Origin of the sequence: Sporosarcina sp. NCCP-2331 (genome assembly GCF_023707945.1) — a bacterium.
In the GTDB taxonomy this organism is placed as follows: Bacteria; Bacillota; Bacilli; order Bacillales_A; family Planococcaceae; genus Sporosarcina; species Sporosarcina cascadiensis.
The window spans coordinates 13,287-25,773 of record NZ_BRCD01000018.1; the positions used below are offsets into that span (position 1 = coordinate 13,287).

Here is a 12,487-nt window from a genome sequence, read left to right on the forward strand (position 1 = left end):
CAAAAGAGAATACATTGTGAAATTAAGGTAAATATGTTTCATATTTAAACATCTGGTGGTACTCTTAGTATATATTGATTAATATATAGGGTGAGAGTATGAATGAAAATGGATTATAATATAAGTTTTAACTGTTTCCATGGAACGATAAAACATTTCTCTGATGAAATCATAAAAAGTCGTAAATTCACTATAAAAAAACGGAATGATCATTGGTTAGGTAGTGGTGTTTATTTCTTTATAAATGATAAATCTAAAGCTGAATGGTGGGCAAAAGAAACACGGAAATTAGCTAAAAGAAATATTGGAACGAGTAAATCTCCGGTCGATACAACTAGAAAAATATTATATTTAGAAGCGAATTTGAATAATAGAGATCTTTTGGATTTGGATACAGAGGATGGCCAAAGGAAATTCTCTGAATTTAATTCGCATCTTGAACGACATAACTTCAAATTTATTAGAAGTACAGATGACTCAGCTACTGAGCATCAAGCTCGGTGTGAAATTTTGGATTTACTGGTAGAGGTAGAAAGTTATAAGGCATGCTCATATACCTTTGAATCTGATCGAGATGAATTGTATAAAGGAACAAAGAAATATGGCATCTTAAATAAAGGTAAGCAACTAAGTGTTTACGATCAAACAATCATAGACTTTGACACATTAAAAGTACTCTGAGGGGGTAATAATATGTTTGATAACGATAAAATTGTAGAAGCTGCTAAAAAACTTGGATTGATAGTAGAAGTTAATTCTAAAAATCCAGGTGTCTTTTTTGAAAATGAAAAACAAGAAGATAAGGGCAGTTATAATTTCGCTGAATTAGATATAGATTTTATAGATTGGCCAAGAAATATTTCATTTAAAGAGAATGATGTTTCTATTAAATCTGCAGAAGAAGTGATAATTAGAAGCGACTTAAAATATAAAGAGGTTGAATACTTTAAGAGTAATAAGTTAACATACAAAAAATACTCAGGTACGGACAGTAAAAATGTCGGGGAAATGAATTATGATGGGCAGACAGGTAATAACATTTATATGAAAGTGAATAATGAACCCAATAAAACTGATAAGGCGGCATAAATAATGGCGGGAATAATATTTAATGATTTTATTATTTGTAAAGCATCTTATGTAAAAAATTATAATTTCAAACCTAATATTAAAGAAGTCAATGTTCATACAGGGTTTGAATGTGAGATAGCTGAAAATAGAAGCAATGCATTAGTTAAATTAAAAAGCAAAACAGGGGATTTGGAAGATGAAAGTTCTCCATTCCAAGTAGAAGTAGAGATCGAAGGATTATTTGATTTCGTAGAAGATGATAGCGAAGGCTTAAGATTTGAAGAATACTTAACAAACAATGCAATAGCAATATTATTTCCGTATATTAGGTCCACAATATCTGAACTAACTGCGAAGTCTAATGAGTTTCCAGTTTTAAACTTACCTATCATTAATGTAGCCAAAATGTTAGCGACTGAAGAAGCTGTTACGTTAGTTAAAAATTTTGATTCAGATGAAAACTAAATAAGAATCAGATAGATTACAAGGGCCTTGGCTCTTTTTTTATTATACCGGAAATTTCATAGTCCAAAACTGGACAGTCCTCATAGTCGGATAATCGGCAGTGAAATGGAGCCACTCGTTCTTGCTCATGTTTTGTTCATGTTCATGTTGAATATCGTGTGTTTTCATTAGCAGGTAAAACAATGAAACGTTGATTTGAAGGTGTTTGTACATTGTGTTTTCACGTATTTTAGCGGTGACAGATGGGCGGCATGATGTAAGTCGTTCTGTCTAAAATAGATTTTACAGCGTCAACCTCTTAACTTGAGGTTGGCGTTTTTAATTTATAAACGATATGTCTCTGTAAGGAGCAATTATATAGAAAATGCATACATAAAGCTTTGCTCATGACAGGAGTGGTATACTAGCAAATAGCTATTCACATGCAATTGATTAAAAAGATAGGCAGGAGATAAAAGGAATGACGTATGCATTAGAAATAAAAGATCTGAAAAAAGTTTATACAGGCGGTGTCGAGGCTTTGCGCGGCATCGATTTGAAAGTGGAAGAAGGAGACTTCTACGCTCTCTTGGGTCCTAACGGGGCTGGCAAATCTACGACTATCGGGATTGTGACATCCCTCGTCAATAAGACATCAGGAAAAGTTAATGTCTTCGGCTATGATATGGACACACACTTAATGCAGGTCAAGCTGCAGATCGGTCTGGTCCCGCAAGAGTTCAACTTTAGCCCTTTTGAAACGGTCCAGCAGATTGTGTTGAACCAGGCGGGTTATTATGGCGTGCCAAGAAAAGAGGCATTGAAGCGCAGTGAAAAGTACTTGAGGCAGTCTGATTTATGGGAGAAAAGAAATGTTCAGGCACAGAAGCTTTCTGGAGGCATGAAACGTCGACTGATGATCTCACGCGCCTTGATGCATGAACCGCGCCTGCTCATTCTGGATGAGCCGACGGCCGGTGTGGACATTGAATTAAGACGAGAGATGTGGACGTTTCTGAAAGAGTTGAATGAAAACGGCACGACGATTATTCTGACAACACATTACTTGGAAGAAGCGGAGATGTTGTGCCGAAACATTGGTATCATTCAAAAAGGGCAGTTGATTGAAAATACCAGTATGAAATCATTGCTGGCTAAGCTCCAGTTTGAAACTATTATTTTAGACATCGAAACTTCCGGACGGGTGCCGGTAATCGAAGGCTATAAAAGTGAACTCATGGACGAAGGATCGCTTTCTGTGGAAGTGGCGCGTGATCAAGGGATTAACGAAGTATTTAGCCAATTGACAGAACAAGGAATTAAAGTATTGTCTATGCGTAACAAGTCCAATCGATTAGAAGAGTTATTTTTAAAACTTACAGAAGAAACTGCGGTGGGTGATGCACATGTTTAAACTATATTTTACAGCATTAAAAGGCTTGTCAGTCAAAGAAACGAACCGCTATCTTAGAATCTGGATCCAAACATTGGTCCCGCCGGTCATTACCACTTCATTATACTTTATCATTTTCGGGAATTTGATTGGCAAACGGATTGGCGAAATGGAAGGATTCTCCTACATGGAGTTTATAGTCCCTGGATTGATCATGATGTCAGTCATCACGAGTTCCTACTCAAATGTCTCGTCATCATTTTTTTCACAAAAGTTTCAAAAGAACATTGAAGAACTATTGGTTGCCCCTGTACCGACTCATATCATTATCTGGGGCTTTGTGATTGGAGGAATGGGAAGAAGTATTCTGGTGGGGATACTGGTCACGATTATTTCTCTGTTTTTTGTTCCGCTGCAAGTCTACTCTTGGAGCATTGTCGTCTTGACGCTTTTGATGACGTCTATTTTGTTCTCTTTGGCAGGACTGTTGAACGGTATTTTTGCAAAATCATTTGACGATGTGTCGATTGTTCCTACGTTTATTCTTCAGCCGTTAACCTACTTAGGCGGCGTGTTTTTTGCAATCTCGATGCTGCCTCCGTTTTGGCAGGTTGTATCACAGTTCAACCCGATTGTTTATATGATTTCGGGATTCCGATTCGGGATCCTCGGTGTAGTCGACGTTCCGATTTTATTCTCTGTTCTCATTTCGTTTCTCTTTGTCATATCTCTTTATGCAATCAATTGGTATCTGATTGAAAAAGGCCGTGGGCTGAGAAGTTAACGTTTTTTGTGCTTACTCAACAAAGTCTTAAAAGCAGTGACAAATTCAAACTGCCTTAGTGATAGCTGTAGGGGTGTTACCTTAATCAGGGGCTTGGCTCAATACAAGTTCTGCCGAAACATTAATCACAATCATAATGGAAGACTGGTACAAACTGTGTACGTCTCCAACCCTTCATTATGGAGGTATTTTATTCATTAGCGGTATAGTGTAACAATGAAATGATACTACATGAAAAGCTGTGAGAAGACTTTAACAAGAAACCTTGATACGCTAACGTTTAAAATATAATACCCCTTCATAATAACAGCATTCGAATGGGCGGTATGATATAAGCCGGACTTTCTGAAATAGATATGACAGCGTCAACCTCGTAATTTGAGATTGACGTTTTTTGTTTTCAGTGGGGGGCCGTGTGAGTATCAAACATGTATGCTTCTCAGACAGGTAGATGATTATCCAGTCAGCTATAACCTCATGTATTTTCAAGGATTCAGAGGAGTTGCACGTACCTGAACTTATTCTAAAAACAATAGAAAAAGTAACCCCTTGTAAACTATATAAGTTGAATTAAACTTTTTACATCATAGGGAAGCTATGTTCTATCTACTCAGTTGATTGGAGTGCAAGGCGGCGACTCTGGGAGGATCAGCCCGACAGGTGATGACAACTTAGGGGAGCGAAGCGACCAAGTTGGCTCACCGCGGGCCCGCAAGACACGCGTCTGCCTGGAACGGAAATCAACGGTACTAGGTAATTTGTAGAATGCTTATTTATTAATTCATCTTATATAAACACAGGCGGTTACTTTTGCGTATATATAAATCAGATAATGAGCGTTTCACGATTTGCTTCAAAATTTTATTAATCTGCAGGCACCGTCGCAACTTGTTTTGCCGTCTTGCTCTGCAATTTTGGATATCCAATCAGAATGGCAATGATTGCACATCCTCCCATCAGAATCGGATAAAACGAATATGGCATAATAGTGAGTGGCGATATGGAAGCAAGTCCTGCAGCTGCGAGCATCTGGCCGCCATAAGGAAGAATTCCCTGCCAGCTGCTGGAAAATGTATCAAGTAAACTGGCAGACTTTCTTGGATCAATGTCATATTCATCTGCGATGCTTTTCGCCAAAGGGCCTGTAATAATAATCGATATCGTATTATTCGCAGTAGCAAGTGCGACCGCACTAACCAACCCCGCAATTCCAAATTCAGCGCCTTTTTTAGTCTTTAATTTACTTGTGACCGTATATAGAAGATAATCGATTCCGCCGTTATGCCGAATGATTGCTACGAGACCGCCGATCAATAGCGCTATGATAGCTAAATCTTCCATGCCAATAATGCCTTCACTTACAGTTGCTAAAAAACTGCCGAAACTGTATGATCCGTCAACCAATCCAATAGCCCCTGCAAAAATCGTGCCTCCAATCAAAACGATTAACACATGTACACCTGCAAGTGCCGCTGCCAAAACAGCGAGATAAGGAAGAACTTTTAACAGGTTATATTGATGTTCAGGTGTAACCAGGGCTGTGTTTCCTCGCGTAATGACGCCGAGAATGATCGATGTCAAAATTGCACCAGGCAATACGATGAAGAAATTCACTTTAAATTTATCTTTCATTTTCGTTTGCTGTGTCCTGACCGCAGCAATTGTCGTATCTGAAATCATTGATAAATTATCTCCGAACATGGCGCCGCCAATGACCGTTGCCAATGCCAATGCTGCAGGAATATCCGTTTGACTCGCAATTCCAATTGCAATCGGCGCAAGTGCGACTACTGTTCCCATTGAAGTTCCCATAGAAATAGAAATGAAGCAGCCGATAATAAATAGCCCAACCATTAATAAATTCGCAGGTAATAGGGATAATCCCAGGTTCACTGTAGAGTCTACTGCGCCCATCCCTTTTGCCACAGTTGCAAACGCACCCGCTAATATAAAGATGACAGCCATCAAAATGATATTCGCATGACCCGCACCCTTTGTAAATATCTCAATCTTTTTTTCGAATTTCTCTTTGCGGTTCATTAATAAAGCGAAAGCTGATGCTATAATAAGCGCCACATTCAATGGCATATTCGAAAAATCTTTCGTTAAAACAGCAGCACCAATAAAAAGTGCCACAAAAATAATTAATGGTAAAAGTGCTAAAGCATTTCCTTTCTTCACTTCATTTACGGACATTTCCATCCCCCCAATTCATTTGTTGTACGACTCACTCTTATTCTTCCAAGATGTTTTAAATAAAATGTGTTTAGATTCAATCATCCTAAAACATATTAGTTATATCGGAATTAAAGAGTATAATACCTCTCTTCTAATAGCATGTCAATACAATAATGCATTTTTCTAAATATTTATGAAATACATTTACAGGACTGGCAGTACTGTGTTAACTTAGTTATCAATTACAGAAAGGATGATAACAATGGCAGTAGTTGAAAGTTTTCTTCTTGATCATACGAAAGTGAGAGCACCTTATGTGCGCTTGGCGGGTACCGAACATCATGAAAAAGGAAGTGTATTGCAGAAGTATGATTTACGCTTTTTGCAGCCGAACCACGATTCAATCCCGACTTCAGCCATACACACACTAGAACATTTATTAGCGACTTATTTGCGTGATGAATTAGAAGGGATTGTCGATATTTCTCCAATGGGCTGCAGAACGGGATTTTATATGATCATATGGGATGAACATGAACCGAAAGATGTTGCGACGGCATTAACGTCAGTACTTAAAAAGGTGATTGAAACAGAACATATCCCAGCTGTTTCTGCATTAGAGTGTGGAAACTATCGAGATCATTCACTATTCGCTGCCCAAGAATATGCTAAATTAGTAGTAGACGCGGGATTAAGCGACGACCCATTCCGTGCATTAACTGCCGAAACAGTGTAGGGGATAATTGATTGCTCTATTTTATAATTCGGTACCAAGTACACACGCACTAAAGCGCCAGCTCCTTTACGGGGTTGGCGTTTTTACGTCTGCCGAAATTAAAACGTCTTGTATTTGCGATAGAGCGTAAGTGTCCAAGAACTTTGATACAATATACATAAAGGCGGTATGTTAACAGGTACGTAATAGAAGAATAATACGAAATTAATTATATGGGGAAATTACTAATAAAGGATGGAGTTTCATGCAATTTAAGCTAGACCGTTCATTAAAAAAACCGATGTATAGGCAACTTGCGGATCATATAGAGAATGGGATAATAACGGGAGATTTATCTCGGGATCAGCCATTGCCATCTGAACGTGAGTTAGCAAAAAAGTTACAGATAAATCGGAGTACCGTTGTGACTGCTTACGATGAGTTGGAGGCGATTGGATTAATCGTCAAAAAAAAAGGAAGCGGCACTTATATAAATACAGATATATGGGGACTTACTCATAAAAGAATCCCGAATTGGGGTAAATATGTAGAGGCTGGCTCATTTCTTCCGAATCTTCCGCTGGTACAGAAACTTCGTAATGAAACTGAACAGGAAGGAATGATTAACCTATCAAGCGGGGAACTTGCAGCAGATTTACTGCCTACCATCCAATTCGCCAGGATTCTTAAGGATCAGGCGTTTGATAAGCATTTAGGTTACGATCATCCTTTAGGCGATGCGGGATTACGGGAGACCATTTGTAAACATGTAAATACCTATAAAAATATGGTGGTTGAGCCAAACTCCATACTGATTACATCAGGTGCTCAGCAAGCAATCCACCTAATTGTTCAATGTCTGCTAAAACCAGGTGATACAGTAGCTATTGAAGATCCATCCTATGCATTCTCTTTACCGATCTTTCAATCGTTTGGTATTAAGACGTTATTACTCCCAGTTGATCAATATGGTTTGAATCCTGATGATATAGTAGCTTTGCAAAGAAAACATCGAATTCGTATGCTTTTTTTAAATCCTGATTATCAAAATCCTACTGGCACCAAAATGTCTCTGGAACGTCGAAAGAGAATATTGGAATTATCATCAAAGTACGGTATTCCCATAATAGAAGATGATCCTTATAATTTGACGTCATTCGATGGGTGCATTGGACCCACGTTAAAATCAATGGCCGATAATGAAAATGTTGTATACATTAGTTCTTTATCAAAAGTTGTTGCATCAGGATTACGCATTGGGTGGATTATTGGACCGGAGAAAGTGATTGAGCGCTTATCAGATGGCAAACAGCAAATTGACTTTGGTCATAGTGTTTTTCCTCAATGGATAGCGAATCAATTTCTAGATTCCCCTCAATTTGACAAACATATTTCAAATTTAAGGATTCAACTGAGGGAGCGAAGGGATGCGCTAATTTCCGCCTTGGACAGTTTAACGAAAAATGAGGTTACCTATTTGGTGCCACAAGGCGGAATTCATTTATGGTGTAAAATAAATCATGAAATCGATGAATATAAGTTACTTGAAGCATCTATGAAAAAAGGCGTTTCATTTGTACCTGGAAAAGTAATGGGTTCAACAAATGGATACGTTCGTTTCACTTATGGAAAAAGTAACGTAGCCTCAATACAAGAAGGCATTTCAAGGTTTGTCTATGCGCTAAGAAGTTATGAGATATAACAGTATTTTATTCTTTGACAACCTAATTTAGGGGACGACTATAAATAATTTACCCTCGGTCAAAGAGTCTACAGGGAGATGTATCATTATTATACGGCATGCAGGGAGCTTAGACTGTTCCTGAGACTCTAAAAAAACATGTGCTTTCTCACTAATCCCGAACTGCCCTTCGTTGTTAATAAAATACAAATATAGCGACAAGAGTTATTATAATAGCGACTGGCACTGATAAAACGTAAACCCACAGCAAACCGGAAAAACTTTTTTTACTATCGTAACTTTTATTCCCGGGCATAGTACTGGAATTAGCAACGGATATGGTCAAAATTACTCCGACAACTAAAACGATGACTACGAAAATCATTGAGACAATAAGGGCTAGGTTCATGCCTTCCTCCTTTTAGAAATGAATTTCTTCGTTCTCTACATTATCATTCTATAATATAAACCATTTTTAAAGACCATCCAATTAGGGGGTATTTAACCCAACCACTTTTATATTACAGTGGTTGGTGATAGATTATGAGACCGATAAGAATTATGTGTAAATAAGGGCTTTTCACCAAACCATGTGCTTGCCAACCTGTTACGTGCATGTTGGCAGTGTGTGGATTTACTATGTGCGGGTTTCGTTTCTCGACTTTGCGGGGATTCTAATTGAAATGTGAGTTTGCAGTTTAAAGCCGCTTCGGCGCTGGGGGATTGCCTTACGCTATGAGCCTACTGGGCAAAGACCGCGCCAGTTGTCTCACAGCCACGGCCGACCCCGCAGTTGCGCCTTCGCTGGTGTTGGAGAAAGTACAATGTACTGATTTTTTTACAGAGTATGAATTAGCTTATCTTGTTCTGTATCTCGAGTTTGCAAATGCATCGATCACAAGAATCTAAGCCTTTGCAGAATGATCACCATATGAAAAAAAAGTATATGAGATTATCCTTTATTTTGGATTGAGACGCATTACTGCCTCCAAACCATTATAAAGGATTTTTTTTCGAAAAAAAGTATGTAACAGGTATTCTGAATCCACTAACGAATGAAATTAATTTAGTGCGAAGCTGATGAATTAAATTAAATGTTAAATCTCTATTGACTATTCAGTTTATTGGGGTTATTATTTCACTTAACACTTGTTAGGTGAACAAAAAAGGATGGTGAAACTATTGACAGAACAACAAATATTGAATGCAGCTCTCTTGCAATATTCAAAACATGGTTATCAAGGTGCGACAATGCGTAAGATTGCTGAGCAAGTTGGAGTCAAAGCTGCTTCTATATATTACTTTTTCGATAATAAAGAAGATTTGTTTTTGAAAGCTTTTCAGCAAATTTTGGATAATCATCATCATGCAATGAATAATGCTTTGGCTAATCATCGTGATGAACCTGTTGATCAAATCTTTATTGCAATGCTTGAAGCGATTGTCGAACATCATTCAGCTGATAAGGTTGAAATGTCTTCGTATATATCTTTGATAACAGCACCTATTCCAGAAATTAAAATACATCTTCAGGAGTATATGTTGAGCTTTAATGAGTGGCTCACTGTTTCTTTGGAAAATTTAGTATTTAAAGATTATCCCCACACAAGTGCTAAGCAGGTTAACAATTTAATCAAGCAATTTGTATTACTTGGCAATGGTTTATTCTGGGGTATTAATTTATATACAAATGATTCCTTGGTTGAGCAGATTGAACTAGCCTCTCAAATCATTATTAGTATGTTTAATGATTTAGGTCATAGTGATACAACTAATTAATATCAAAAGGAGCTGAGAACATTGGAAAATAATACTAATAAAATGGTCCAAGATTATGAACTGCAGCCTGTTCCTATGGATCATCGTAAAGGCTGGGGTAAATTATCAGTTGTTTGGTTAGGTGGAATTGTCGCTCTCTCCGCTACTGCACTAGGCGGGGCTTTAGGTGCAGGGATGTCAATGTCCTCAGCTGTTATTGCAACTTTCATTGGGTGTTTCTTGTTGGCAATTCTGAGCTCTCTTTGCAGTATTGTCGGAGCAAAGACGGGTCTGTCTACCCCGTTGGTTTCTATGTTTGCATTAGGTAGATATGGTTCTTATGCAGTTTCCTCCATTATTGCCATTTCATTATTTGGTTGGTTCGGTGTTCAATTAGATTTGTTTGGTGCTAGTTTACATAGCGTGTTGATGAATGTCTTTCAAATTGACATTAACCAAAAGGTTTTGGTCGTGATAGGTGGAATTTTAATGACGACTACTGCCTTTATTGGCTATAAAGCCATTGAAAAATTAAGCGTTTTTGCAGTTCCTTTATTAGGAATACTCCTAGTTGCGTCTTTGATTAGAGTATTAAAAGGATCTTCATTTTCGGAAGTTATGGCTGCGCCCCTTACCAGTGATCCTATTACGATAGGGGTAGCTATTTCACTAATTATCGGTTCTCTTGCTGCTGGAGCGATTATCGGACCCGATATTTCTCGCTATGCAAAAACACCGAAAGATGCGGTTATATCATCTTTTGTCGGCTTCTTCGGTGGTTTTAGTATCGTCCTGATTATCGCTGCTATCTTAGCAAAAGCCACTTCACAAGTTGATATTGTCGCAATTATGCTTGGTCTTGGATGGGGTACAGCTGCAATGCTCATCCTAATCTTGGCTCAATGGACAACGAATGATAATAATTTATACTCTTCTTCTCTAGGATTTTCTGTAATCTTCAATAATACACCTAAGTATAAACTGACGATTGCAGCAGGCTTTATTGGAACAATGATGGCAGTTGGCGGAATCTATACAAACTTCATTCCATTCTTGTCATTTTTAAGCGCCTTGATACCCCCAATCGGAGGGGTTTATGCAGCAGATTACCTCAGCAATCGAGAAAAATACAGTTTCGCTAATTTAAAGAATCAGCCTACTATCTATCCAGTTAGTATTCTCATATGGGGACTTGCTACACTTGTTGCGTTTACCACGAGCCCGGCACCTAACGGATTTGGATTATTTACTTTAACAGGAGCATCTGGTTTCGATGCATTTCTTGTGGCATTTGTGCTTCAACTAGTAGCCACTAAACTACTTCCAAATTCGAAAACTTCCAATCATGCTATAAAAAAGGAGATTATCAAATGAGATTAATTGGTAAAGAGGAAATTGAAAATATCGCAATTGGTGCTGCCTTACTTGGAACTGGCGGTGGTGGGGATCCTTACATTGGTAAATTGATGGCTCTTCAAGCCGTAGAAGAATATGGACCAATTCAACTTTTGAATGTGGACGAAGTACCAGATGACGCTTTAATTGTTCCTACAGCCATGATGGGCGCCCCTACTGTGATGGTAGAAAAAATCCCGAATGGTGAAGAAACTGTTCAGGCATTCGAAGCGTTGGAAAGCTATGTAGGTAAAAAGATTTTCGCTACTATGCCTATCGAAGCTGGCGGCGTGAATTCCATGATTCCTTTAGCTTTGGCTGCACGATTAGGTATTCCCGTGGTGGATGTAGATGGAATGGGACGGGCATTTCCCGAACTTCAAATGGTTACCTTCCATTTAGATGGTGTAACTGCCACGCCTATAGTATTAGGAGATGAAAAAGGAAATAGTATTGTATTAAATACAGTAGATAGTGTCTGGGCGGAACGAATTGCACGTTCGGCGACGATGGAGATGGGCGGATCGCTCATGATGGCTATATATCCCATGGATGGTAGGACACTCAAACAATCTGGAATTCCAAATACATTAACATTGGAAGAAAAAATAGGAGAAAAAGTTAGTCAAGCTGTTAAAAACAATGAGGATCCTGTGCAAGAAATATTAGAGCTGACTTCAGGCCATATTTTGTTTAAAGGAAAAGTTGCGGATATCGACCGGAAAACTGAAGGAGGTTTTGCAAAGGGAACTGCCTCTATTCAAGGGCTGTCCGAATATCAAGACCAAGAATGTAAGCTTCATTTCCAAAACGAACATTTACTTGCTGAAGTGAATGAGAAAACGGTTTGTGTGACACCTGACTTAATAGCAGTAATTGACTCTGACACAGGGATACCTATCACTACGGAAGGCTTGAGATATGGGGCTCGCTGCACAGTCATCGGAATGCCTTGTGATCCAAAATGGCGCACAGAAAAAGGTATTGAAGTGACAGGACCTCGTTATTTCGGCTATGATTTCGACTACTGCCCACTTGATGAGTTATTAGCGAAAGGAGAGAACTAAT

General features: G+C 38.4%; 11 protein-coding genes. 10 read left to right on the plus strand and 1 reads right to left on the minus strand.

The annotated features are described in order from the left end of the window. Positions 1 to 102: 102 nt before the first annotated feature. The 5 genes from NCCP2331_RS11380 (at position 103) to NCCP2331_RS11400 (ending at position 3,692) form a co-directional block, all read left to right on the plus strand. Positions 103 to 681, plus strand: a complete 579-nt coding sequence (locus tag NCCP2331_RS11380) for a hypothetical protein (protein WP_251670781.1) — start codon at positions 103 to 105, stop codon at positions 679 to 681. Positions 682 to 693: 12 nt separating this feature from the next. After that, positions 694 to 1,089 carry a hypothetical protein gene (locus NCCP2331_RS11385; RefSeq protein ID WP_251670783.1) on the plus strand — a complete coding sequence of 132 codons (396 nt, stop codon included), beginning with the start codon at positions 694 to 696 and terminating at the stop codon, positions 1,087 to 1,089. Between the two features lie 3 nt (positions 1,090 to 1,092). Next, a complete protein-coding gene (locus NCCP2331_RS11390; RefSeq protein WP_251670785.1) occupies positions 1,093 to 1,536 on the plus strand; it encodes a protein-export chaperone SecB in 444 nt (147 codons plus the stop codon). 460 nt (positions 1,537 to 1,996) lie between these two features. Then, positions 1,997 to 2,929, plus strand: a complete 933-nt coding sequence (locus tag NCCP2331_RS11395; RefSeq protein WP_251670787.1) for an ABC transporter ATP-binding protein — start codon at positions 1,997 to 1,999, stop codon at positions 2,927 to 2,929. Further along, positions 2,922 to 3,692 (plus strand): ABC transporter permease, encoded by a 771-nt coding sequence (locus NCCP2331_RS11400; protein WP_153723490.1) that lies wholly within the window; start codon positions 2,922 to 2,924, stop codon positions 3,690 to 3,692. The genes NCCP2331_RS11395 and NCCP2331_RS11400 overlap by 8 nt, the downstream gene beginning before the upstream one ends. Before the next feature lie 864 nt (positions 3,693 to 4,556). Here NCCP2331_RS11400 and NCCP2331_RS11405 read toward each other — a convergent pair. Next, a complete protein-coding gene (locus NCCP2331_RS11405; RefSeq protein ID WP_251670789.1) occupies positions 4,557 to 5,888 on the minus strand; it encodes a Na+/H+ antiporter NhaC family protein in 1,332 nt (443 codons plus the stop codon). 244 nt (positions 5,889 to 6,132) lie between these two features. Between NCCP2331_RS11405 and NCCP2331_RS11410 the strand changes: the two genes are divergently transcribed. The 5 genes from NCCP2331_RS11410 to NCCP2331_RS11430 all read left to right on the plus strand — a co-directional run bounded on the left by NCCP2331_RS11410 (position 6,133) and on the right by NCCP2331_RS11430 (position 12,486). Further along, a complete protein-coding gene (locus tag NCCP2331_RS11410; protein ID WP_251670792.1) occupies positions 6,133 to 6,606 on the plus strand; it encodes an S-ribosylhomocysteine lyase in 474 nt (157 codons plus the stop codon). 244 nt (positions 6,607 to 6,850) lie between these two features. Then, entirely contained in the window at positions 6,851 to 8,287 is a 1,437-nt protein-coding gene (gene pdxR / locus NCCP2331_RS11415; RefSeq protein ID WP_251670794.1) for a MocR-like pyridoxine biosynthesis transcription factor PdxR, read from the plus strand. A gap of 1,161 nt (positions 8,288 to 9,448) precedes the next feature. After that, positions 9,449 to 10,045, plus strand: a complete 597-nt coding sequence (locus tag NCCP2331_RS11420) for a TetR/AcrR family transcriptional regulator (protein ID WP_194841217.1) — start codon at positions 9,449 to 9,451, stop codon at positions 10,043 to 10,045. A gap of 21 nt (positions 10,046 to 10,066) precedes the next feature. Continuing rightward, entirely contained in the window at positions 10,067 to 11,398 is a 1,332-nt protein-coding gene (locus tag NCCP2331_RS11425) for a purine-cytosine permease family protein (RefSeq protein WP_228551148.1), read from the plus strand. Beyond that, on the plus strand, positions 11,395 to 12,486 hold the full coding sequence (locus NCCP2331_RS11430; RefSeq protein WP_153723485.1) for an S-methyl thiohydantoin desulfurase family protein: 1,092 nt from the start codon (positions 11,395 to 11,397) through the stop codon (positions 12,484 to 12,486). Before NCCP2331_RS11425 ends, NCCP2331_RS11430 begins: the two co-directional genes overlap by 4 nt. The last annotated feature ends 1 nt before the right edge of the window (position 12,487 follow it).

What these genes read in the sequence shown, in the direction of transcription:
- NCCP2331_RS11430 (WP_153723485.1), top strand. Translation starts at nt 11,395, where the DNA reads ATGAGATTAATTGGTAAAGAGGAAATTGAAAATATCGCAATTGGTGCT.
- NCCP2331_RS11390 (WP_251670785.1), top strand. Translation starts at nt 1,093, where the DNA reads ATGGCGGGAATAATATTTAATGATTTTATTATTTGTAAAGCATCTTAT.
- NCCP2331_RS11400 (WP_153723490.1), top strand. Translation starts at nt 2,922, where the DNA reads ATGTTTAAACTATATTTTACAGCATTAAAAGGCTTGTCAGTCAAAGAA.
- NCCP2331_RS11410 (WP_251670792.1), top strand. Translation starts at nt 6,133, where the DNA reads ATGGCAGTAGTTGAAAGTTTTCTTCTTGATCATACGAAAGTGAGAGCA.
- NCCP2331_RS11385 (WP_251670783.1), top strand. Translation starts at nt 694, where the DNA reads ATGTTTGATAACGATAAAATTGTAGAAGCTGCTAAAAAACTTGGATTG.
- NCCP2331_RS11380 (WP_251670781.1), top strand. Translation starts at nt 103, where the DNA reads ATGAAAATGGATTATAATATAAGTTTTAACTGTTTCCATGGAACGATA.
- pdxR (WP_251670794.1), top strand. Translation starts at nt 6,851, where the DNA reads ATGCAATTTAAGCTAGACCGTTCATTAAAAAAACCGATGTATAGGCAA.
- NCCP2331_RS11395 (WP_251670787.1), top strand. Translation starts at nt 1,997, where the DNA reads ATGACGTATGCATTAGAAATAAAAGATCTGAAAAAAGTTTATACAGGC.
- NCCP2331_RS11405 (WP_251670789.1), bottom strand. Translation starts at nt 5,888, where the DNA reads ATGTCCGTAAATGAAGTGAAGAAAGGAAATGCTTTAGCACTTTTACCA.